Source organism: Methanococcoides sp. LMO-2, from assembly GCF_038432375.1.
In the GTDB taxonomy this organism is placed as follows: Archaea; Halobacteriota; Methanosarcinia; order Methanosarcinales; family Methanosarcinaceae; genus Methanococcoides; species Methanococcoides cohabitans.
Genome location: NZ_JBCAUS010000002.1, coordinates 712,449 through 736,114, shown reverse-complemented (window position 1 = coordinate 736,114; position 23,666 = coordinate 712,449). Strand labels below are relative to the sequence as shown.

The 23,666-nt window shown below is 44.6% G+C and carries 23 protein-coding genes; 19 read left to right on the top strand and 4 right to left on the bottom strand.

All coding sequences use genetic code 11. The features are described from left to right. Window positions 1-47: 47 nt before the first annotated feature. The 4 genes from WOA13_RS03710 to WOA13_RS03695 all read left to right on the top strand — a co-directional run bounded on the left by WOA13_RS03710 (window position 48) and on the right by WOA13_RS03695 (window position 3,287). A complete protein-coding gene (locus WOA13_RS03710) occupies window positions 48-1,352 on the top strand; it encodes a phenylacetate--CoA ligase family protein (protein WP_342126638.1) in 1,305 nt (434 codons plus the stop codon). Between the two features lie 45 nt (window positions 1,353-1,397). Next, on the top strand, window positions 1,398-1,835 hold the full coding sequence (locus tag WOA13_RS03705) for an ACT domain-containing protein (RefSeq protein WP_342126889.1): 438 nt from the start codon (window positions 1,398-1,400) through the stop codon (window positions 1,833-1,835). Window positions 1,836-1,942: 107 nt separating this feature from the next. Further along, entirely contained in the window at window positions 1,943-2,290 is a 348-nt protein-coding gene (locus tag WOA13_RS03700) for a DUF2103 domain-containing protein (protein ID WP_048204992.1), read from the top strand. A gap of 19 nt (window positions 2,291-2,309) precedes the next feature. Further along, window positions 2,310-3,287 carry a methanogenesis marker 12 protein gene (locus WOA13_RS03695; RefSeq protein ID WP_342126637.1) on the top strand — a complete coding sequence of 326 codons (978 nt, stop codon included), beginning with the start codon at window positions 2,310-2,312 and terminating at the stop codon, window positions 3,285-3,287. Between the two features lie 94 nt (window positions 3,288-3,381). On the opposite strand, the gene WOA13_RS03690 is transcribed toward WOA13_RS03695, so the two are convergent. Further along, on the bottom strand, window positions 3,382-4,173 hold the full coding sequence (locus tag WOA13_RS03690) for a carbon-nitrogen family hydrolase (RefSeq protein WP_342126636.1): 792 nt from the start codon (window positions 4,171-4,173) through the stop codon (window positions 3,382-3,384). 137 nt (window positions 4,174-4,310) lie between these two features. Here WOA13_RS03690 and WOA13_RS03685 point away from each other — a divergent pair, with 137 nt between their 5' ends. The 4 genes from WOA13_RS03685 to WOA13_RS03670 are packed head-to-tail and all read left to right on the top strand — an operon-like array spanning window position 4,311 to window position 7,478. Next, a complete protein-coding gene (locus WOA13_RS03685) occupies window positions 4,311-5,450 on the top strand; it encodes a methanogenesis marker 9 domain-containing protein (RefSeq protein ID WP_342126635.1) in 1,140 nt (379 codons plus the stop codon). Continuing rightward, the gene (locus tag WOA13_RS03680; RefSeq protein WP_342126634.1) at window positions 5,440-6,411 is read left to right on the top strand and encodes a triphosphoribosyl-dephospho-CoA synthase; all 972 of its coding nucleotides are present in this window, start codon (window positions 5,440-5,442) and stop codon (window positions 6,409-6,411) included. Before WOA13_RS03685 ends, WOA13_RS03680 begins: the two co-directional genes overlap by 11 nt. Beyond that, window positions 6,411-7,007 (top strand): DUF447 domain-containing protein, encoded by a 597-nt coding sequence (locus WOA13_RS03675; RefSeq protein WP_342126633.1) that lies wholly within the window; start codon window positions 6,411-6,413, stop codon window positions 7,005-7,007. The genes WOA13_RS03680 and WOA13_RS03675 overlap by 1 nt, the downstream gene beginning before the upstream one ends. Window positions 7,008-7,010: 3 nt before the next feature. Then, a complete protein-coding gene (locus WOA13_RS03670) occupies window positions 7,011-7,478 on the top strand; it encodes a nucleoside deaminase (RefSeq protein WP_342126632.1) in 468 nt (155 codons plus the stop codon). On the opposite strand, the gene WOA13_RS03665 is transcribed toward WOA13_RS03670, so the two are convergent. Next, complete coding sequence (locus tag WOA13_RS03665; protein ID WP_342126631.1) at window positions 7,479-8,384, bottom strand: tetratricopeptide repeat protein; 906 nt, start codon at window positions 8,382-8,384, stop codon at window positions 7,479-7,481. A gap of 360 nt (window positions 8,385-8,744) precedes the next feature. Between WOA13_RS03665 and WOA13_RS03660 the strand changes: the two genes are divergently transcribed. The 9 genes from WOA13_RS03660 to WOA13_RS03620 all read left to right on the top strand — a co-directional run bounded on the left by WOA13_RS03660 (window position 8,745) and on the right by WOA13_RS03620 (window position 17,787). Further along, window positions 8,745-11,264 carry a PAS domain-containing protein gene (locus tag WOA13_RS03660; protein WP_342126630.1) on the top strand — a complete coding sequence of 840 codons (2,520 nt, stop codon included), beginning with the start codon at window positions 8,745-8,747 and terminating at the stop codon, window positions 11,262-11,264. 160 nt (window positions 11,265-11,424) lie between these two features. Continuing rightward, the gene (locus tag WOA13_RS03655) at window positions 11,425-12,270 is read left to right on the top strand and encodes a hypothetical protein (protein WP_342126629.1); all 846 of its coding nucleotides are present in this window, start codon (window positions 11,425-11,427) and stop codon (window positions 12,268-12,270) included. A gap of 216 nt (window positions 12,271-12,486) precedes the next feature. After that, entirely contained in the window at window positions 12,487-12,840 is a 354-nt protein-coding gene (gene rpl7ae / locus WOA13_RS03650; protein WP_342126628.1) for a 50S ribosomal protein L7Ae, read from the top strand. Window positions 12,841-12,862: 22 nt separating this feature from the next. Further along, the gene (locus tag WOA13_RS03645) at window positions 12,863-13,078 is read left to right on the top strand and encodes a 30S ribosomal protein S28e (RefSeq protein WP_048205001.1); all 216 of its coding nucleotides are present in this window, start codon (window positions 12,863-12,865) and stop codon (window positions 13,076-13,078) included. Window positions 13,079-13,083: 5 nt separating this feature from the next. Then, window positions 13,084-13,272 carry a 50S ribosomal protein L24e gene (locus WOA13_RS03640; RefSeq protein WP_048205002.1) on the top strand — a complete coding sequence of 63 codons (189 nt, stop codon included), beginning with the start codon at window positions 13,084-13,086 and terminating at the stop codon, window positions 13,270-13,272. A 13-nt stretch (window positions 13,273-13,285) separates the two neighbouring features. After that, on the top strand, window positions 13,286-13,735 hold the full coding sequence (gene ndk / locus WOA13_RS03635; RefSeq protein WP_342126627.1) for a nucleoside-diphosphate kinase: 450 nt from the start codon (window positions 13,286-13,288) through the stop codon (window positions 13,733-13,735). Window positions 13,736-13,894: 159 nt separating this feature from the next. Continuing rightward, window positions 13,895-15,670: a translation initiation factor IF-2 gene (gene infB, locus WOA13_RS03630; RefSeq protein ID WP_342126626.1), complete on the top strand. Its 1,776-nt coding sequence runs from the start codon at window positions 13,895-13,897 to the stop codon at window positions 15,668-15,670. A gap of 86 nt (window positions 15,671-15,756) precedes the next feature. After that, window positions 15,757-16,164, top strand: coding sequence for a 30S ribosomal protein S6e (locus tag WOA13_RS03625; protein ID WP_342126625.1), 408 nt, complete (start codon window positions 15,757-15,759; stop codon window positions 16,162-16,164). Between the two features lie 231 nt (window positions 16,165-16,395). After that, a complete protein-coding gene (locus WOA13_RS03620) occupies window positions 16,396-17,787 on the top strand; it encodes a tetratricopeptide repeat protein (protein WP_342126624.1) in 1,392 nt (463 codons plus the stop codon). A 110-nt stretch (window positions 17,788-17,897) separates the two neighbouring features. On the opposite strand, the gene WOA13_RS03615 is transcribed toward WOA13_RS03620, so the two are convergent. Further along, a complete protein-coding gene (locus WOA13_RS03615; RefSeq protein WP_342126623.1) occupies window positions 17,898-19,262 on the bottom strand; it encodes an MATE family efflux transporter in 1,365 nt (454 codons plus the stop codon). A 239-nt stretch (window positions 19,263-19,501) separates the two neighbouring features. On the opposite strand from WOA13_RS03615, the gene WOA13_RS03610 reads away from it, so the two are divergent. Next, window positions 19,502-21,400 carry a formylglycine-generating enzyme family protein gene (locus WOA13_RS03610; RefSeq protein WP_342126622.1) on the top strand — a complete coding sequence of 633 codons (1,899 nt, stop codon included), beginning with the start codon at window positions 19,502-19,504 and terminating at the stop codon, window positions 21,398-21,400. A 96-nt stretch (window positions 21,401-21,496) separates the two neighbouring features. Beyond that, window positions 21,497-21,889, top strand: coding sequence for a thioredoxin family protein (locus WOA13_RS03605; protein WP_342126621.1), 393 nt, complete (start codon window positions 21,497-21,499; stop codon window positions 21,887-21,889). Window positions 21,890-22,018: 129 nt separating this feature from the next. On the opposite strand, the gene WOA13_RS03600 is transcribed toward WOA13_RS03605, so the two are convergent. Continuing rightward, window positions 22,019-23,662 carry an AMP-binding protein gene (locus WOA13_RS03600; RefSeq protein ID WP_342126620.1) on the bottom strand — a complete coding sequence of 548 codons (1,644 nt, stop codon included), beginning with the start codon at window positions 23,660-23,662 and terminating at the stop codon, window positions 22,019-22,021. Window positions 23,663-23,666 lie beyond the last annotated feature (4 nt).

Sequence of the window (23,666 nt, the reverse complement as noted above, 5' to 3'; positions counted from 1 at the left end):
GTTATGACAAAACCATCATCAATATTAATCAACAATAGTGTGATACTATGATAGAATACTGGAATCCACAGATCGAGAGAATGCCTGTCGACGAGTTAAAAAAAGTACAGGAACAGAAATTATGCCAGCTCGTGAAATATGTTTATGAGCATTCTCCTTTTTACAGGAAGAGGTTCGATGAAGCAGGTGTAAAACCCGAGGACATAAAGACACTGGATGATGTTACAAAGCTTCCGTTCACATTCAAGCAGGACCTTAGGGACACCTACCCGACAGGTATGTTCTGTGTTCCCAACAACAAGCTTGTACGATTCCACGTTTCATCCGGAACTACCGGTAAGCCAACAGTTGTCGGTTACACTGATAATGATATCAAAGCATGGTCTACTTCCCTTGCACGTGCACTGACATCCATTGGTGTCGGAAGGGACGATGTCATGCAGATAGGTTATGGCTACGGTCTTTTCACAGGTGGTCTTGGTATGCACTATGGTGCTGAGGAAGCAGGCTGTACTGTTCTTCCAACAAGCTCCGGTAATACTGAAAGGCAGATCGAGCTTATGCAGGACCTTGGCTCCAGTGTGATCGCATGCACTCCTTCCTACCTTCTGTTCATGATCGAGGCAGCAAGGGAGGCAGGTATCAGCTTTCAGGATGACACAAAACTTCGTGTGGGTGTACTTGGTGCTGAGCCATGGTCAGAGGAGATGCGTAAGAGGATCGAGGATTCCACAGGTATCAAAGCATACGATATTTTCGGAACATCCGAACTTAGCGGCCCCCTCTTTACTGAATGCCAGTACCAGAAAGGTATCCACATATGGGCAGACCAGTTCCTTGTGGAGGTCATCAACCCTGAGACCGGTGAACCTGTGCCGAACGGAGAACGTGGTGAGCTTGTGATCACAACACTTGTGAAAGAAGCATTGCCACTTATCAGATACAGGATCGGGGACATAACCGTACTTAACTGGGACGAATGTGAATGTGGACGTACACACCCACGTATTATGCGTGTGCTCGGACGTGCTGATGACATGCTTATCGTTCGTGGAATCAATGTATTCCCCGGACAGGTCGAATCAGTCCTTATGAAGATCCCTGAGGTAGGTGAGCACTTCATGATCATCGTTGACAGGATCAACGAACTTGACGTCATGAAGGTGCAGATCGAAATGAATGAGGCTGCTTTCAGTGACAAGATCAATGATCTCATGGACCTTGAGAAAAAGGTGGGTGGAGCCCTTAAGAGCGTACTGAACATTGCTGTCAAGGTCGAACTTGTTGAACACGGTTCACTTCCACGTTCAATGGGCAAGGCAAAGAAAGTGATCGATAACAGAAAGATATAATACATTAGAAACAGTCATTCTAATAGAACTTAAGGGGTTGATCTCATAGAAGAGAAAATGATCAAACAGATCTCATTATTTGCAGAGAACAAGCCGGGAAGGCTTGCAAACATTGCTGAGAAGTTCAAGGAAGCCGGCATTAACATTCGTGCATTTACCATTGCAGAGGCCGGAGACTTCGGAATAATCAGGATGGTTGTGGATGAACCGGATATGGCTCACAAAGTACTCCATGATGCAGGATTCACTGTATCGGAGACCAATGTCCTTGGTGTGGAGATGGAGGATATTCCGGGGCAGCTTGCAATGATCGCAGATGTTCTCAGTGAAAAGAACATCAATATCGATTATGCTTATGCATTTGTCACAAAGACCGAGAAGGCTTTCCTTATCGTACGTGTGAATGACATCAGGGGTGCTGTAAAGGCCCTTGATGGTGCAAGCGTTCGTTTGCTCGACATGAGTGACGTACACAACATTTAACTGGATAAATGCACTGTGAAGGTGCATATCCTTTCCTTTTCTTTTCGTTTCTTTTTTGATTTATATATCTCAGTAACGTTTTTATATCAGCTTTTCAAATTTCGTGCATGGAAGATAATTCGATTAAAAATTGGGAATCGGTTTTAAAAGACAAAGTTCACGGTGCTCACACCACTGTTATTGGTGAACGCCAGGGAAAGAAGGTTCTTGGTATCATAGGTCAGCATGAAGAGGTCAAGAGCATTATTCCATCCGTCATAACCGTTAAAGGGAAGAGTTCCCCGGGTGGGAACCTTGTTGCAAAGGTTCTGCGTCCTGATGAGAGAGGCAACCTTCGAATGCTTATTTCTCATGGAACCTCATCACAGGAAATAAGGATCGTTACAACCGTTGCCACTCACGATGAAGGTGAGCGTGTAATGGAAGAACTTAACGCTATGCTTTTTGATATCTAAGTCTATACAGGTGTATACTATGTTCATCGGGGTTGATCACGGTACAAATGCGATGCGTTTTGCCGGGATCGATAAGGATGGTGTAAGGACATTCGAGCTGCCACGTTCAGAAGTGGCTACCATGTCAGGAGAGGAGATCCTCGGATCATTTACATCCGGTCTTGGAGTTGATATCTCCGATATCGAACTTGCTGCTGTCACCTATTCCATGGGCGATGGTATAACTGCCATTGAGGATCTCAGGAATGTCAAATCCCGCGGAGTCGTAAGCATTGAAGGTGTCGGGAAGAAGACCGGTGCAGGTACTCTTGTCTTTGATGCGATCAAAGACTCGGTCATACCTGCTGTGCTGATCCCGGGAATCCATTCGAAGAGCAATACTGACCCCCGATTGAACGTTTTCTCACATTCGACCAGTCCTGAAAAGATCGGGATCGCATACAATGCCAGATGCAAAGGTGTGGACAACCTTGTGGTCTCCGATATTAGTTCCAATACAGTGACAGTTGGTGTTTGTGGAGGCAAGCTTACAGGTGCCATAGATGCATGCATATTTGCTCCCGGTACCCAGCACGGTCCTCTTGACCTTGAGGCTATCAGGGATGTCGATGCAGGCAAATACAGTGCCAATGAGGCCTTCATGAATGCCGGGGTATTGAGCCGCAGTCCTTATTCCAGTGTGAATGAGCTTCTCAAAGCATTGGATGATGGTGAGGATGAAGCTGTGCTTGCAATGGAACGCATCTCACTCTTTGCGGCCATGGAGATCGCCGCAATGCAGGTTCTCATGGAAGACCTCGGATCGCATGGTAAAGTATTCCTTGCCGGTTCCATGGGTGAGCATGAGTTCGTCGTGGAGCGTATAGGAAAGCATCTGAGTGTTATGCCGGAGGTGCTTGGTAAATGGAGTGCTGCAATAGGTTGTGCAGAGATCGCCCGTGACATCGCCGGCGGTGCTAATCATATCCTTGGACTTGAGGTCCATTTTGAATCCTGAAATTCAAAATTTAATAATAGGCTTATGATCTTTCATATCTGTAATTCCTACTTCTTATTTTTTTAAAATTCCCGGTCTTGACCATAAGGACCTTTTAGTAAAGGTCAGGTCTCCTATCATCGAATACAGGGATCGCTTTTCTTGTTTTTTCCATTATTTCCGTATCGATCTCATGGATGATGTAACATTCTTTATCTTTTGAATCTGCAAGGACGTTTCCAAGAGGGTCAAGTATCATTGTAGCCCCGAAGAATGTGGAATCCGGATCAGAACCTGTCCTGTTGCAGGCGATATGGTATATCTGGTTCTCAACAGCACGTGCTGTGGCAAGGGATCGCCACTGGTATTCCCTCGGATTCGGGAATTCGGCAATGGTCACGAGGATATCGGATCCTGCGATCACCAGTTTTCTTGCTATTTCGGGGAAACGCATCTCATAGCAGATCTCCAGGCCGACGGTAAGGTCATAGCTCTTCAGGTATATAGGTTGGATATCGTTTCCGGCTGTGAAATACCCCTTTTCCCTTCCGAATGGATGTGTTTTGGTATAGGTTCCAGCAAGTTCACCCTTTTCGATGCAGAACCCAAGATTTGTGAATATGGTTGTGTCTTCCTGTTCTTTTTTTTCGATTATTGAACCTATCATGACACATGAGTTCTTTTTTGAGAACTCTTTCAGCCTTTCGATCGTAGGGAATGGTTCAGACTCGCCTGCATTTTCCAGATCCTCATAGCAGAAGCCGGTAGAGAATACTTCCGGGAGGACGATGAGGTTTGCACCTTGTGAGATAGCCTTCTCTGAAAGCATGAGCGCTTTGCTGATGTTTTCATTTTTATTGCACTGTGAGATGTCCATCTGGATGGCTGCAGCTTTGATCTTATTCACTTGAAGTCCCTCTGCTCATTTTGGATTGTTTCTCTTGTTCTCTGTATATATTTATTTGCTGTAACGTTACATTAATATGTATCTACTTTCTTTTAGAGCCCAAATTAAGCTAAAGCAACCTTAATGAGGCTATTATTGTGAGTGATGAACTTTTTGATCTGCAGGTCGGTTATGTCAAATTCAGTAACCCCATAGCCCTTGCACCAATGGCTGGTATTACCAATAGTGAGTTTGCGAACACCCATGCAAAGAATGCCGGTCTTGCTGTGATCGGTGGCTATAATCTGGACAGTGAGACGAATGCAGCCGCTTCCAAACTTGTTGAGAAAGGCCGGGATGAGTTCATAACAGATTCTCCGCTGGAATTCCTTGAAAATGAGGTGAAGGCTGTCAATATTAATGGTGCTGTGGCTTTCAATGTCAGGAGCACGACCCTTGAACCATTGCTCAAAGCCGCTGAGATCATAAAAGATGCCGGTTATATTCTTGAGCTGGATGCTCACTGCAGGCAGGAAGAAATGGTCTCTATCGGTGTTGGCGAAGCACTAATGAAGGATATGCCAAGACTTGCGGACTGGATTTCTAAGATAAAAGAGACCGGTGTCGTCCTTTCCGTAAAGGTAAGGGCAAACGTTGTTGATGATATCGCCCTTGTAAGGGCCGTGGAAAATGCAGGTGCGGACATTCTTCACCTTGATGCTATGAAGGAAGGTGCAGGCGCGGACCTGAGTGCGATACTGCGTGTACGTGATTCTTCCAGGCTTTTCCTTATTGGGAATAATTCTATTCTTGATTTCTATGATGCCAAAGAGATGTTCTCAAGAGGCGCTGACATGGTCTCTGTCTCAAGAGGCGCTCTTCAGGATCCGCATCTGATCGACGATCTTGTCGAGGAAATAACCTTGCTTCAGGAACAGATCGGCTGGTATAATTCACCCAAACACGTCTGTCGCGGCGAGGGAGACCTTCGGGGACTTGCATTCTGCTGTCTTCCGGTCAAACCCTGTGCTGTGCACAACAAGGCAGGACAGCTTGGCTACAGCCCCAAGGAGTTTGCTAACATCAAAATGGAGTTTGCAAAGGGAACACCTCTTGAATTCGGAGACAGTACCTGTTTTGGCAGTCTTGTATGGTGTTGTAAGATTTCAAAGCCCTGCTACTTAAGGGACGGTGTCCTCGACCTTCTCGATCTTTCTGCATCAGATTATATGAAACTGAAGAAAGACCTTGCAACTTATATATTAGATAATGCTAAAAAACCTGTGAATGAATTCTGATTACTGCGGGCAGGTATCTGATGAAGCTTGCTGCAGCTACAGTTCTGCAGCATCATACATCGCACGCTGTGCCCAGCTTGCAATGGTCCTGGAGGTCTCATCATCCCCGAAACCGGGAAATATAGACCGTCATCATGACTATGATGACACCAGGTATGAGCATTTTCTTGCATCGGCTATCAGCGTCTCTCCTGTAATTGAGAATGCCGCCCGTGGGTGTGCATCTATTGGTGAGAGCCTTAAAAATGCCGTTTACCAGAGCAATTGCTGGCAGAGCGGTGGTAACACCCACTTTGGGGCATTCCTTCTGCTTATACCGCTTTCCATGGCCGCAGGTCAACTTCTGGACAATGGCGGGGAATTTGATGTTGACCGGCTTGTGAGCCGTGCCCATGACATCGTCCGGGCAGCAGATACTGAAGATGCCCTGGACTTTTACCGCTCCTTCAGTTCAGCAGGAGTTCGTGTGAACGATGTTGATGAGTTCGACCTTCAGGATGAAGGCTCCCTTGCTTCATTAAAAGAAGATGGCGTGACCTTATATGACCTGATGGGGATCTCGCAGGATTATGACCAGATCGCCAATGAGTGGGTTAGTGGTTTTAAGAACTGTGCATATTGTGCACAGACAATAATTCGCCTGATGACGGCTTCCGAAGGTGAGGATAGAATTGATGACATCAATCATGTGATCGTTTATACATTTTTGAAATTGCTTTCGGAAAACCCTGATACGTTCATCAGGACAAAGACTAATATAGAAACAGCGGAAAATGTTTCTGTGCAGGCAAAGTATATTATTTCAAAAATAGAAAATAACGGTTATGATCTCAACGCGTTCCGGGGAGACATTGAAGATTTCGATGAGAAATTGCTGGAAAAGAAATTGAATCCGGGATCGACAGCTGATATCATCATAGCAGGCATTTTCATAGCATTGCTTGGGGGTTTGAGATTTTAATGGCACATATAGATCTTGATACGTTTGGAATAACTGAAGGCATAAATGAAATGATCGTGACCACTTATCAGGGATGGTCTCCAAATGCTGCTCCAATGGGAATTGTCCGAAAAGATGATGAACTGCTGGTGAGGCTTTTTAAAGGTTCGACAACATACAGCAATGTAATGGCAGAGCGCATGCTTGTGGCAAACCTTGTCTATGATCCTGTTCTTTTTGTGCGCACCACTTTTGGTGACATTGATGATTCGGAGTTCGATGTTTTCACACATGATGAGCGCCATTTTTCAGTGCTTAAGGATGCCGTTTGCTGGGCTGTCTTTGAGTGTACTGACGTAAAGGAAACATCTGAAGCACTGGTGGCAAAACTTAAACCTCTGCATGCACGGATGAACCAGCAGGTCTTCAAGTCGGTGAATCGTGGGTTTAATTTGCTGATCGAATCTTGTGTGCATGCAACACGCTACGAGCTGACAAAAGATGAGAAATATATGAGACTTATTAAGGCCTATTCCTGCACGGTGAACAAATGCGGTGGCAAACCTGAAAAGCAGGCAATGAAGCTTCTTCTGGACCACCTTGGGGAGAATAAATAACGTATGTCCGGACGTTTCATGGAAATTGCCGTGGAAGAAGCACGCAAAGGAATTCGGAACAATGAAGGCGGCCCTTTCGGAGCTGTTATTGTAAAGGACGGCAAGATCATCTCCAGAGGTCACAACAAGGTCCTTAGCACCAACGATCCTTCTGCACATGCTGAAATTGTCGCGATACGCGAGGCTTCTTCAATTCTTGATACCTTTGATCTTTCAGGTTGCGAACTTTATGCAACCACAATGCCCTGTCCAATGTGCCTATCTGCCATATGCTGGGCACATATTGGGAAAATTTACTATGGGACCAGTACCGAGGACGTTGCTTCAATAGGGTTTGATGATGGCAAGATATATGAGATCCTGAGAAAAGGTGCTTCAGCATCCGTATTGGAAAAGTCCAATATCGAATGTGAAGGCTGCCGTAAGTTACTGGTTGAATGGGAGAAAAAACCGGATAAGATCATGTACTGATCAATTACCGGAATCAGATTCATAGTCGAGCGTTTCTTTTGCTTCCTCTTCCCTTCCAAGTTTTAAGAGAATTTCTGCTTTATTTTCACGTGCTGCGATGAGGTCCGGCTCTATCATAATCGCATTTGTGAAAGCAGTTATTGCATCCTCATCCCTTCCAACCTCTGCAAGGCAGTTGCCAAGGCTGTACCAGGCATCGGAGAATGACTGTTTTATCTCAAGAGCATTCCTGTATGCTTCTATGGCCTCTTCCATTCTGCCAAGTTTATTGAGTGTATTTGCTTTACTGTACCAGACCCCTGAAGCATTTGTCTTCAATGTGGGATCCGGGTTGATGTTCAGGAAGGAATATCTGGGGAACTCAAAGTTCAGAATGCCTGCATATTCAATAGCCTTTTCATATGCTTCAAGTGCATCTTCGAAAAGCTCCATCTGGTAGAGGGCATTGGCCTTGCAGTACCATGGGTCAGGCATTTCCGGTTGCATTTCAATAGCCCTGTCAAGTACCTGTAATGCTTCTTCATATCTGCTGATGCTGAATAGTACGAAACCTTTGCTGAATGTGATCTTTGGATCATCCGATCTCTTGCTCAGTGTTTCATCAATGATATCAAGGGTATCTTCGTATCGCTGAAGCCTGAAAAGAATGAAACATTTGTTGAACCTGATGTCCATTGCCCTTTTGTCAACGTTTGCTGCTTCTTTTTCCATGCCTTCTTTCAGGAGCATTTGCTGCATTTCATCCAGCATATCTGCGGCTTCATCGTATTTTTCCAGTGCTTCTTCATATCGGCCAAGTTCAAAAAGGACGTATCCCTTCCCATATGTACTCTCTGCCATTTTTTCCATCTGTTTGAGCTTTCGCCTGAAAGATGACTGGTCAATTATATTCTTGAAAATGCCCATAGGTTGAATTACTCTAAGAATAGTGATATAGTTTTTGCAGGAAGGCCATGTCTAATTGTTTCTTCCTTATGTTTCCATCCTGTTATTTTTCCCGACGAGGTCTGGGTCTGATTCTTTATTGCAATTATATATTGTGAGCAATGTATTCACTTAAATTGCGAATTATGTCCTATTAAGGGCAATATATCATTAATATGGGACATATCTATAAAAAACAAAACGAATTTTTGTATGTTTCTTGTATTAATGTATAAATAGGTTCACTATCTTATACATGTTTACAGACCTGGAGTTGATCGTATCACTGCCAAAAAAACGGATATTGGTAAGGCAAAAAAACCATTTCTTGATGCAGAATCCATGGAGGAGGTGTTTACTTCTGTGATCAACTCAAGTCCTGCGATGGTCTTTGTCTGGAGAGAAGATGAAGGCTGGCCCGTGGATTTCGTTTCTGAGAATATCTCCCAGCTTGGTTATGATGCAGACGATTTTGTCTCCGGTAAGCTTCGCTATATTGATATTCTCCATCCGGATGATGCAGGAATGGTCATGTCCGAAGCATTACGTCATGTGAACAAAGAGGATGCAAGCTTTGATCTGAGATATCGTATTCTCACAAGATCGGGTAAGGTTCGTTGGGTTGATGAGAGGACCTCCGTTCATTATGATGAGTCTGGCAATATCAGGTTCTACCATGGTATCGTGGTTGATATTACTGAACAGAGGATGGGCGATATGGCTTTGCTGGATGGCGCCCTTGAAATGAAGAGCACGCTGGAATCGGTCATCAATTCCAGTCCTGTTGTCGTATTCCTTTGGAGGGCAGACGAGGACTGGCCGGTAGAGTTCGTTTCGAAGAACATTGATATGTTCGGTTACTCTGTGGAAGATTTTACCTCTGGTAAGCTTGTTTATGGGGACATTGTACATCCGGATGACATTGGTCGTGTGCGTGCAGGAGTATCTAAATCTGCAGAAGGTGGTTATTCTGATTTCTTCCAGGAATATAGGATACTCACAAAAGCAGGTGAGATCAGGTGGGTTGATGAAAGGACGCACCTTCATCATAATTCAAAGGGTGAGGTCACATATCTTCAGGGTATCATCGTTGATATCACCGGGCGCAAGAAAATAGAAAATGCGTTGCATGCCGAAGAGATGCGTATTGAGGCCCTGCTTAACCTCTACCAGATGACGGATTCATCCATTCAGGAGATCGTTGATTTTTCATTGAATGAAGCGGTCGGCCTGACAGGAAGTGAGGTTGGTTATCTTGCTATTGTTGGTGAGGATGGGAAGACCGTTTCTATCGAATCCTGGTCCGGGGAAGCAATGAAGGAATGCTTCGTAAAGGGCAGGAAAGCATCATCTCATATTGATCATGCGGGTCTTTGGATAGAGTCCATGCAGCAGAAGCTTCCTGTTATTATCAATGATTATTCGGAGGAGAATCCCTCTAAGAAAGGTTATCCTGAAGGTCATATAGGGATCACAAGGTTCCTGAGCATACCTATATCTGACAGGGATGAAATTGTTGGCCTTGTTGGGCTTGGTAACAAGAATGAGGACTACGACCTTTCGGATGTGAGGCAGGTCACTCTCCTTATGAATGGTATGTGGAACATACTGCTTCACAAGAAGGCAGATTGGGAACTTCGCCGCTCCCTTGATATACAGAACATCCTTGGGGATGTTATCAAAAGCAGCCCTGCAGTTGTCTTCTTATGGCGTGCTGAGGAGAACTGGCCTGTTGAGTTCGTTTCAGAGAATGTTGCCCAGTTTGGGTATTCTGTAGATGATTTCATCTCAGGCAAACTCGTGTATGGTGACATCGTGCACCCCTATGACCTGGAACGTGTGCAGAAGGAACTTGCCAAGAGAGTGGATGCAGGTTTCATGGACTTTAACCAGGAGTATCGCATATTCACCAAGTTTGGCGATGTGCGCTGGGTCGATGAGAGGACCTTTATTAAACATGATGAGGAAGGAAATGTGAAGTACCTGCAGGGTATCATCGTGGATGTGACCGACAGGAAGCATTCTGATGACTTCATGCATATCCAGCTTGATCTTGATACGGTACTTAATTCTGCTAATACCATTGAGGAAACCTTTGAACAGATGCTCAACTTCAGCCTGAAGGTGGACCCGGTGGATTCCGGAAGACTTTATCTTCTGGATAATGTGACGGGTGACATGAAGCTTGTAGCACACGAAGGCCTGTCGGAACGCTTTGTGAGGGATACTGCTGTTTTTCCGAAGAGCTCCGTCCAGAACCGCCTGATTATGACCGGGCAGCCAGTTTACAAACATCATTCCGAACTTAATGCTATTGGTACAGGGGAGAAGCTCCGCTATGAAGGACTTCATGGGACTGCCATCATTCCTGTGAAACATGAAGGTAATGTCATAGCAGCCCTTTGTCTTTCATCGCACAGTGAATATGAGATTCCTGACAACTCGCGCAGTTCTCTTGAAACGATAGCTAACCAGATCGGTATCGCGATCTCCAAAATGCATGCCGAGTCCGGTATCTCTCAAAAATATGATGACTTGCGGTCACTTGTTGATATGATGGATGAGTTGCTGGTGGTTATGGATATGGATGGCTATGTCCTTTATGCCAACAAGGTGGTAGGGGACTATCTGGGATTTGTCGAGGATGAAGTTTCTGAAATGCATTATCTTGAATTGCATCCTGAATCCGAATGGGACCAGGTGGATTCGGTCCTGTCAAAAGTAAAGGTAGGGAAGACCATTGTCTTCGAGACGCTCATGGTAGGTATTGAAGGATCGCCGTATAAGGTTGAAACAAGGCTTGTGTGCGGGGAATGGTCGGGGCAGCCATGTATTCTTTCTACATCACGTTTCCTTGACTAACATTGGTTCTGTACGTTATCATGTAAACTTCAATATGCTTTCTTTTTGTATGCCGGAACACAACAACGAGCCTTATATACGAGTATGTAGATAGGATGTTCCAGCTTTTAAACGAGTGCTTCTGTTGAAGTACTTCTAATGTTTATCACGGAGTGTACAAATGAATCAGAAATATATAGCGATCTTTTTAGCGGTCATTATGGTCATGTCCATATTGCCTTTCTTTTTCACTGGGAATTCGAACCAGGCAAATGGGGACAGTTCGTCTTTTGAAGCAGCCAGTTTTGATTCCATACCTGGCAAGCATGTGGACTACGAACTGAACTCTATTGAAGACGGACTTGCACTGACAGCTGAGGATGCTGTTGCAGTGCAGTATTTTGATTTCCAGGCTATCAGTGGCACTCCACTAGAGCTGATCACGGGAAACACCTCACAGCTTGATGGTATCTATGGAGCACAGGTCACTAAGATGTATCGCGCACAATACATTAATGGAACAGAACTTAACATGCATTCGATCTCACCGCAGGTCGTAGCATTCCAATATTACCTTGCTCCTGAACTGTATAACGGATACCAGCTCCTGTCACGTGGGAACAATGTATACAATGTGGTTGGTGAACCAATGCTGTTTGGTGAGAAATCTCAACTTGAGTTTGCTCTTGACGCAATCGAAGGTGAAGCTGCACCAAATACTGAGTTTGGCAGGATCCTCGAATTCACAGATCCTGGGGCTGAGGTACAACAGTTGATTGTAGTGGATGACGGTTTTGCAGATCAATACTACTTTGAGTTAAATTTTGAGGATGAATCAACTCTCTCAAGGACCACGGTCTACCTTAACCCAACAGAAGGTACTATGAACAATGTAACAGCTCTTGCAGCTAACAGTTCAGAACGCGCTCTATCCTATGATGTATATTCAGAGGACGATATCCTGAAAGTTACTGTAACTTCAGATGTATCCAATTTCTATTCCCTGGCCATGGAGCCAGCATGGTGAGACTTTTCTCACCTTCTTTTCTTTGTTCATCTTTTTTACGTGATATGTGTCGTATTTTGGCGCAAGCTATATATGTGACTGTCACGATTCATAGCAAATACTTTGGTGGATGTAAGTGTGGTCCCATTAGGGAAAATACCCTTTCTTACTAAAGTGAATCACAATGAATAATGACAAGCCGTAGCATAAGATACGGTTTCGAAGGAGAATATAAACATGGCAAAATTTGACGTTCCTGACGAATTAGCAGATAAAGCACTTGAAGCAATCGAACTCGCAAGAGACACCGGTAAGATCAAGAAAGGTACAAACGAAGCAACAAAGGCTATCGAGAGAGGCATTACAAAACTTGCTGTCATTGCAGATGACATCGAGCCATCTGAGATCGTTGCTCATATCCCTGCTCTTTGTGAGGAAAAGAATACCCCATACATTTTTATTAAGCAGCAGAAAGAGCTTGGTGCAGCCTGTGGAATCGGAGTTGGCTGTGCAGCTGTTGTGATCACTGATGCAGGTAAGGGCAGCGAACTTGTAGAAGACGTTGCACAGAAAGTAGCTGCACTCAAATAAACGATAACCGGAGGCATCTCAAATGGCAGATGATGATACAGGCTTTGCAGCCGAGGTTATCGATGTGATCGGCAACACCGGTATGCATGGTGAAGCAAGCCAGATCCAGTGCAGGGTACTTGAGGGTCGTGACAAGGGCAGGATCATTACAAGGAACTGTGTAGGTCCGGTAAGGATTGGCGATGTTTTCATGCTTATGGAGACATCAAGAGAGGCTAAGAAATTAACTACCAGGTGATGATAATGGAACAGAGAAAATGTTCATTCTGTGGCGAGTTGCTTGAGCCGGGAACCGGCTTACTGTTCGCAAAGAAGGACGGTTCTACCTATTATTTCTGTTCTTCAAAGTGCAAGGGCAACTTCGATCTTGGAAGACTTCCAAGGCGTACTGTCTGGACAGAACAGGGCAGAATATTCCTGAAGAAAGCATAAGTAGGTGTATCTGATGGAAAGAACTTATGTTATGGTCAAGCCTGATGGCGTACAGCGCGGTCTTGTCGGTGAAATTCTTTCAAGGATCGAGAAGAGAGGACTCAAGCTCGCAGCTCTTAGGATGAATGTAATGGACGAGGCTATCGCAAAGGAGCACTACAAAGAGCACTCTGAGAGGCCATTTTTCGCTTCACTCGTTGAATATGTGACCTCTGGTCCATCCGTTTCAATGGTTGTTGAAGGTAAGGACTCTATCAAGATCATGCGTGCTGTGAACGGCGCGACAAATCCTGTAGAGGCAGTACCAGGCACCATTCGTGGTGACTTCTCAATTGAGACCGGAAGGAACGTTGTCCACGCATCCGATGCTCCGGAGTCAGCAGAACGTGAGATCGCTCTTCACTTCGAAGAGTCTGAGATCACAGGCTACACCAGGATCGATGAAGGACAGCTTTACGAGTAAGCTCAAAGGATCTAACCATCTGACAACTAAATGGTGTTCGGAAGCTTCAGGTCGGCAGATTTCCGGCCTGATGCAGATGGCATCTTTAAAGGGCTTTTAAGGCCCTGCTATATTTTTCGCTGATCAGATCAATATGATTATTCCAGAGGAATTTGCACTATGGCCGTAAACGATAACTTAAGGACCCCAATCGTATGTGTGATGGGGCATGTAGACCACGGAAAGACCTCACTGCTCGACAACATTCGCGGAAGTGCTGTTGTATCCGGAGAAGCTGGTGCTATAACCCAGCACATAGGAGCAACAGAGGTTCCTATTGAATCCATTGTGGAGAAATGTGGTGATCCCGGTCTGCTTAATAGGTTCATCGTTCCGGGACTTTTGTTCATTGACACTCCCGGCCATCATGCTTTTACGACCCTGAGGAGTCGTGGTGGAGCTCTTGCAGACCTTGCTGTTGTTATCGTGGACATCAATGAGGGTTTCAAACCCCAGACCATTGAAAGTCTGCACATATTGAAGCAGCATAAAACACCTTTTATAGTGGTTGCAAACAAGATCGACAAGATCCATGGCTGGAACCCGCAAAAAGGTGCTCCTTTCCTGGCTTCTTACAACAAGCAGAGTGAACATGTGAGGGCAAGCCTGGACACCAAGTTCTATGAGGTCGTAGGTGAACTGTATAATCATGGTTTCAGCTCGGACCGATATGATCGTGTGGCTGATTTCCAGCACAACATCGGTGTCATACCTATCAGTGCTATGACAGGAGAAGGGATTCCTGATCTTTTGATGGTACTCCTTGGACTGGCACAGAGATTCCTGGAATCTAATCTGCATTACGATGCAGAAGGTCCTGGTGTTGGAACCGTACTTGAAGTGAAAGAAGAGCGTGGTCTTGGAACCACTATTGATCTTATACTTTACGACGGCACACTGAGAAAAGGCGACACTATTGTTGTTGGAAGCCTTGGTGATCCCATACAGACCAAAGTACGTGCAGTTCTTAAACCCCGTGTCCTTTCGGAGATCAATGTTGAGGACAAGTTCAAGCAGGTCAGCAAGGTAACGGCTGCTATTGGTATCAAGATCTCGGCACCAAATCTCGATGGAGCCCTTTCGGGTGGTTCTGTAAGAGTAGCGACCCCTGATACCCTTGATACTGTTGTTGAAGAGGTTCGCAGCGAGGTAGAGGATGTTCAGATCGACACTGACCAGAGTGGTATAACCATAAAGGCAGACACGATCGGTTCCCTTGAAGCTCTTGTGAATGAGCTGAAAAAAGAAGAGATCCCTATCCGTAAGGCAGATGTGGGTGATATCTCCAACAGGGATATCGTGGAAGTTTCAGCTATTGAGGAACCACTCCACTCTGTAATAGTCGGATTCAATGTTAACATTCTTCCTGATGCAAAGGAGAAGTTGCAATCTACGGATGTCAAGTTGTTCATGAACGATGTCATCTATCGTCTTATTGACGATTACAAGGACTGGATCAAAGAGCAGCGTGCACTATCTGAGAAAGCTATCTCTGAGACCATCGTTAAGCCGGCGATGTTTACCATTATGCCTGATTGTACGTTCAGGCAGAGCAAACCGGCTGTCGTGGGTGTAAGGATCATAGGCGGTGTTGCCAGAACCAAGGTCGATGTGGCCACTGAGGACGGCACCGTTGTAGGTACTATAAAAGGCCTGCAATCCCACGGTGAGAATGTTGGTGAAGCGCGCATAGGCATGGAAGTTGCTATGAGTATTGAAGGTCCCACAGTGGGAAGGCAGATACACGAAGGCGATATCCTGCATGCGAACATACCTGAAAGACATGCTAAGATCCTTGAGCATGAACTTTACGATTCACTTTCGGCGGACGAATTAGACGCAATGGATGCATTCCTTGAGATCAAAAGAAGGGGTAACCCCTTCTGGGCGAAATAAATATAAAACAGATGTCTGTTAGACATATACCAGATTCAAATTAACTTAAAAATACATTAAATATTACTAATATTCGGAGGCAAATCATGGCAGATTTCAAAGTTGTAGTTTCAGATCCAAAGACCAAGACCTATCAGTTCGATATCACTGGTGCTGAGGCAAATCAGTTCATCGGCAGGGCTATTGGCCAGACAGTGGATGGTTCAACAGTAGGTCTGGACGGTTACACCCTTACTATTACAGGCGGTACCGATAACAGTGGTTTCGTAATGAGCCCTGACCTTCCAGGTTCAAAGAGGCAGAAGGTCCTCGTTGCAAGAGGCGTAGGTTATTCAGCAAAAGCAAAAGGTGTACGCCGCAGGAAATTCCTTCGTGGAAGGGAGATCGCAACAGATCTTACCCAGATCAACACAAAGGTAACCGGCTATGGCGACAAGTCCATTGAGGATATCCTCGGTGGCGGCGCTGAAGAAGAAGCACCTGCAGAAGAGTGATATTCTCACTCTTTTCTATCTTTTTTTACTAATTAGACTATAATCTTACAAATATCTTCTTTAGCAGTGGATATGCCCTGTTTTCGGGTTGAATTAAGCCGGATTTAATCCGGTAGCTTTATTATCAAGTCTTTTTCTCTTTTCTTTGCTCACTGAAAAAACATATATCTGATGCATTATTTCTTAGATTATACTTTTAATTTATATTTAATAATTTACAAAGGTGGTTAGTTGTCAAACGATATGAAATTGGTCGGAATGAAAAGATCAGATCTTAAAAGGAAATTGCTTCTTCCAGTTTCACTTTTATTTCTATTGATGTTGCTGTCGGTTCCCGTAAGTGCTTCTACTGTGACGGAATGGGTAGCAAGCGGGAATGATATGCTTGAAGAAGGAGATTACGAAGGTGCTTTGAACGCATTCGATTTTGCGATCTCATTACACCAGACACATGCGGCTGCATGGCTGGGAAAAGGAGATGCACATTATTATCTTGGTGACTATGAGAAAGCTATAGAAGCCTATGATAATGCTCTCCAGTATGATCCCAATTCTATGAATGCATATGCAGGCAAGGCGGATTCTCTCATAAAACTTGAGAGATATGGGGAAGCCTGGACTATTTATGATGAAGCAACGGCCATTGGTGCCGATGATGCCCAGATATGGTACCGGAAAGGAAGGATACTTTATGAATTTGGGCAGTATGCAGGGTCTATTGAAGCATACGATACTTCCCTGTCTATCGATCAAAAGTTCATCTACTCATATTCAGGTAAGGGTTATTCACTTCTTAGAATGGGCAGTTACTCAGAAGCACTCGATAATTTTGAGACTGCCATTGGCCTGAATGAGGAATATCTGGTTGCATGGGTAGGAAAAGCGGATGCTCTCTATGGTCTTGGGCTCTATGAAGATGCCATTGCTGCTTACGACCATGTGATCTCAAAGGACTCTGAATATGTTTCAGCGTGGTCAGGCAAAGGTTACTCTCTCTACGAGATGGGAAAATATGAGGATTCAATAGAGGCCTTTGATAATGCAATAGCCATTGAGTCGGATTACGTAAAGGCATTAAGTGGAAAAGGTTTCTCACTCTTTGCTCTTGGAGAATATGAGCAGGCTATCGAGGTCTTTGATGCAGCAATAGATGCTGATCCAAACTATGCAAAAGCATGGGCCGGCAGAGGTGATGCTTATTCTGAGCTTGGTTTCCCTGAAGATGCACTGGAGTCCTATGAAAGGTCTGTTGAGATATTTGCAGGTGATGCGGATGCTCTTTACAACCTTGGTCGTATGCTGTATGACCTTGGACGCTATGATGAAGCACTTGCTGCCTTTGAATCTGTTCTTGAGATCGAACCAGATCATTCCCTTGCACTCATCGGTCAGGGTTACAGCCATTATGAGCTTGGTGACCACGAGGATGCATTGGAATCCTTCGAAGAAGCTCTAGTCATTGATCCTGAGGACAAAGGAGCCCTTGAAGGCAAGAAAATGGTCGAGGCCCAGCTAAAGATGGGATGGCTCAGAAGTCCGCTTTCAATCGCATTAATTCTAATTGCTTTCTCTTCACTTGTGGTATATTTCTATTACCGGAAGAAGAAGCAGGATGCTAAATAATTTGACAATTAAGTGGTTGAACAGGTGAAATATAGAAAACATCTGTTTACCATTGAATAATGGGAATCACTGGGATTTCCATTTTCTTTTTTCTGATCTGTTATTGTTTTTCATACCTTTTCCGCATTTTCATGCTTCATCATGGAGATCTCTTTTCTTGTAATAAGAACCGCAACCACACAGGCAAGGAAATCCGATATAGGGAATGATATCCATATGCCATTGAGTCCGAAGAACCAGGGCAGTATTATCACAAGCGGTGGGAGGAATATGATCTGCCTGGAAAGTGTGACTATAAGTGATCCCTTTGACTTGCCAAGGGATTGCAACAGGGCTGTGGCTACCACCTGGTAACCGATGAATGGCATCATCAGGAATGATATCTTCAGGGCAGTGATTCCCATTTCTATGAGCTGCGGGTCATTGCTGAAAATACGCATGATCTGCCCCGGTATGAGGAACACTACTACGGTACTTAGGATGCATATTCCTGTGACGATGTAGTTTGAAAGGGATATCGTTTTTTTGACCCTTGCAAACTCGTTCGCTCCGTAGTTATATCCCACGATAGGCTGTATTCCCTGTTTTATTCCGATTATAGGCATGAGTGTCAGCATGAACACCTTGATGACGATACCAAAGACCGCGATGGCCACATCTCCTCCGTAGAACAGCAGGCTCTGGTTAAAGAGAAGGAAGAGGCTGCTCTCCACAACATTGAACACGAACTCTGACATTCCTATGGAAATGGTCTCGGAAAGTATTCCCGTGTCCGGTCTCATGTAGGCTATTATCAGGTTCACCCTGCTCATACTACTTGCATAATAGTAGATGACCATGATACAACCGATAACCTGTGATATCACAGTGGCAATGGCTGCTCCCTTTACTCCCATTCCGAACTCGAAGATGAACAGGGGGTCAAGGATGATGTTTGCAATGCTGGACAGGACCATGATGGCCATTGCAAAACGCGTATTTCCTTCTGCACGTATTGCATTGCTCATTGCTGCCGAGAATGTGAAGAATGTCGTCCCTATGACTATGTAGCGGGTGTACTCATTGGCAAAAGGAAGTACTGTATCTGATGCACCAAATACCTTCAGCATGGGGTCAAGGAATACTAAAGCAAGTGCTGTGAAAGCAATACTGGCTACGAGTACCAGTGTTATCATGTTGGCAACCGTTCTCTCGGCTTTCAATATATCTTTCTTCCCAAGAGATCTTGAGATTATGGACGAACCGCCGATCCCAACTCCAAGGGCTATTGCCATCATGAGGATTTGTACCGGGAAAGCCACGGAGATTCCTGCAATTCCCAGCATGCTCTGCTCTCCCAATCCTCTTCCGATGAAAATTGTGTCCACAAGGTTGTATAGTGCCTGTACCATCAGTCCTACGATCGCAGGTACAGAAAGTTTGACTATAAGGTTGCCTATGGATTCATTTCCGAGCATCACATCTTTAGCATGCATTTTCTAATTCTCTTTCAGGCTGTTTTGAAGGATTACCTGATAGAGAACTTCTTGTACTTATATTAGTTGGAATTGTGAAAGAAATGGTGAACTCGGAGAAGTTAGTTACATATATGAATATTATGGATATTATATTGGTGAGTATCAGATATATCAGCAGATCAATTAATGTGACGATAATCAGAGAGGTTTATTGTGGCGGATGCATATGTAATGGATGATATTAAAGGGATAATATCATGAAGAACGAACTCGGGGTGGAAGTACCCCTATCTGTATGTAAAAAGGCAGAAGAGTGGGGTTGCTATCAGGGAGTTAAGTACGTTTATCCTGATGGAAACTATGGTGGTGAGCTTCCGGCATCAAGTATAGGTGGCGGCAAGAAAGCCACACGTTTTGAACACATTAATATTGCAAATGCTAATAAAGTTTATCTGGTGGATGGCTGGGTTGCATTTACATCGCCATTAGATGCTGATTTAAATGTTCCACTGAACGGGGTCAGTAAACAGATCATTAAACCTGGCAAGAGTTCCATACCGTCTTCAGCTTCTTCTTCCTCCTCTACTTCTCTTCCCTCTTCTTCCAATAAAACTGAATTAGACCCTATGCTATCAAAGGGATTAGGGGCTACAGATTTTGAAACCAAGTTGCAGGAAGCAACAAGGATGTGGAGAGAAAATGAAGAGGAAAAGAGAAAACGAAATGAAGGAGGAAAATTGTGGGATGAGCTGGATGAAGAAGAAAGAAAGCGTCGTGAAGAAGAATTCTTGAAAAAGTGGGATGAAGCAGAAATAAAGCAGCTTGACGATGAAAATCTGTTGGAAGCGTGGAATGAGCCGGAAATTGAGCAGCTTGGTGAAGTTTTTTCCCAGAAAAAGCAGGAAGAATTACCACTAAATGGATTTGAAGACGATAAGTCCCGTAATGAGTTTAGCAATGCTTCAAAAGATCAGGTTTCAGATACTCATTCTAATCAAATACGGGAAAATACACTAAAAAAGCAGGTTGAAGATGCTAAATTCTCTACGAAACAGGAAGCTGTGGGGAAAAAAATGCAGAAGGACGCCCGATTCCACAAAGAGAATGGCAAGACGGCAAAAAAGAAGAAGGTAGATTCCAGGTTACATAATAAACAGGGGATGTCTTCAAAAAAACAGATTGCAGATAAGCGTTTAAAGAGAGAAAAGGAAAATGCGAAGGAAAAGCGGCAGGATGTTGTGAAACCGCATAAATCGATGAAAGGCACTCTGGTTAAATGGATGGGTGTCATAGTAGCAGTCTTTTTGGTCGTTAATTTTGTTTTAATTCCCCTTATTGATGATTCTGAAGCAGTTCCATCTCAATATCTGGAAGCATTGGATAAGAATTCAATTGTTACTGCATCTGAAAATGGTAATGATGAAGTTGCCAACAATGAAGAAGTAATGGCTTTGCAGGAAATACCTGAGAAATATATCAATTCTATTGGTATGAAATTTGTACTTATTCCGGAGGGTGAGTTCCTGATGGGCTCGCCTGACAATGAAAATGGTAGATATTATTACAGGGAAGGGCCTGCCCATGAAGTGACGATCGAAAATACTTATTATATGGGTAAATACGAGGTCACTCAGAAGCAATGGGCTATGGTCATGGGTAGTAATCCCTCTTATTCTATAGGTGATAACCGTCCGGTTGAAGGAATTTCATGGGATGAGGTACAGGATTTCGTCGAAAAACTGAATTCAATGGAGAGCACGGACAAATATCGTCTTCCATCTGAAGCTGAGTGGGAATATGCCTGCAGGGCAGGTACGGAAACCAGGTATTACTTCGGGGACAATGAAACCTATTTATCAGAATATGCATGGTATAGCGGCGATATTTATTCAGCAGGGCATCTTAATCCTAATGAATGGGGCCTGTATGATATGCATGGTAATGTCTACGAATTTGTCCAGGATGAATGGCATTTAGATTATGAAGGTGCTCCGGATGATGGAACTGCCTGGAACAATGGTGTTCCTGATCTAAGGACACTGAGGAGTGGCAGTCTGAATGCAGATCCCAACACCTGTCGTTCTGCCAGCCGTACATCCATCGAATCGGATCTCCGTCGAAATAATGTTGGATTCCGCCTTGTTATGGATCTCTGATACACATAAGCAGATTTCAGATATAACGTTGTACAATTTCCTTTTTTGTACATGAATTATTTATTTCATCACTGGCATTAATTAATTGGGGATATTATGCAGGACGAACTTATCGCTGAAGCAACTGATGGAAACTGGGAAAAGCTGGTCGAAAAGGAAAAACTTCCGGTAGTGGTTATGTTCTATCTTACAACATGTCCGCACTGCAAGGCAATAGATCCCTATTTTAAGGACTATGCAGAGGAATTCGGCAAGTCCTGCAAGTTCATTAAGATCGATGCAGAACAGAATCCCTGGACTGCGGAAAGGTATGGAGTTGAAGGAACGCCCAGCTTTGTTTTCCTTTGTGGTGGAAGTGTGACTCTGGGACTTGCCGGAGTATCACATCCTTCAGTACTCAAGGGGCATATCGAGGATTTCGTTAAAAACGGAGCAAAATGTGCTGCTAATGTCACGAAACTGAAGTACGATATCTCTCTGTATGAATGAATGAATGAATGAATGAATGAATGAATGAATATTCGTAGTTAAAGTCTCTATTGAAAAACAGAGTCGATTGTCGGGTACTAAAAATAGAATATTAAGGGCCTTCTAAAGACCCTTTTGATCATTTCTGACTTATTCGTCCTTATTCTCCAGAAGTTCCAGTGCCAGATCCCGCAGTTTGAACTTCTGAACTTTTCCGCTTGCTGTCAGTGGGTACTCCTCAACGATGAAAACGTGTTTCGGGACCTTGTAGCGTGCGATCTTTGTAAGGCTGTAGTCACGGATGTCTGTCGGTGTAAGGTCAGAGTCTTCGTTGAGGACCACGAATGCACCTACGATCTCACCATATTTCTCGTCAGGGATACCGACTACCTGTGCATCCTTTACGCCGTCGATGGTGTAGAGGAACTCCTCGATCTCCCTCGGGTAGATATTCTCCCCGCCACGGATGATCATATCCTTGATCCTGCCTGTGATGCGGTAATAGCCGTCCTCATCGACCGTTGCCAGGTCGCCGCTGTGCAGCCATCCGTCCTTATCAATGGCCTTCTCGGTCATTTCAGGCATCTTGTAGTAGCCTTTCATTACGTTGTAGCCACGGCAGCATATCTCTCCCTGTTCGTTGGGCTTGACGATCTCACCGGTCTCAGGGTCCACTATCTTGACCTCGATGTGGTCCATTGAAGTGCCCACGGTACTTACACGGCGGTCAATTGTATCATCAGTACTTGTCTGGGTGAACACAGGCGATGCTTCTGTGAGGCCGTAAGCTATTGTAATATCCTTACAGTTCATCTCATCGATGACCTTCTTCATAGCCTCGATCGGACATGGTGATCCCGCCATGATACCGGTTCTCAAGGAGGACATGTCGAACATCTCAAACATTGGGTGTGAGAACTCTGCGATGAACATTGTCGGGACACCGTAAAGTGCGGTACATTTCTCCTTCTGGACAGCTGCCAGTACAAGGAGCGGATCGAACAGTTCGATCATCACAAGGGTTCCGCCATGGGTAAGGGTTGCAAGAACACCGAGAACGATTCCGAAACAGTGGAACAATGGAACCGGGAGACACACTCTGTCCTCTTCTGTGAACTTCTGCCTCTCTCCTATGTAGTATCCGTTGTTGAGGATGTTCTTGTGTGTTAGCATTACACCTTTCGGGAAGCCTGTCGTTCCTGAAGTGTACTGCATGTTGATGACATCTTCGCAGTTGAGCGTCTTCTTGATGCGGTCCAGCTCGTCCCTGTCAATATGCGTTCCGAGAAGAAGAAGTTCGGATGTGTTGTACATTCCTCTGTGCTTTTCCTGTCCGATGTATATGACGCTCTCGAGGTTTGGATATTCCTCGCTCTTGAGTTTTCCTCTCTTACACGTCTTCAGTTCCGGCACCAGGTCGTAGACGGTCTCTACGTAATCAACATCCCTGAAGTGATCAACGATAGCCAGCGCCTTCATGTCAGACTGTTTCATGACATAGGCAAGTTCGTGGCTCTTGTATGCGGTGTTCACTGTGACCAGTACTGCCCCTATCTTTGCAGTTGCGAACAGGAAGGTCAGCCAGTCAGGGACATTACGTGCCCATATACCGACATGGTCACCTTTTGTGATACCTATGGACATGAGTCCCTTTGCAAGGTCATCGACCCTTTCATTGAAGTCCTGGTATGAAAAGCGCAGGTTTCGGTCAGGATAGACTATGAAATCCCTGTCAGGGTCGTTCCTAACCTGTTCCTCAAAGAACTCGCCAATAGTAGATTCAGTAAATAGCATGATA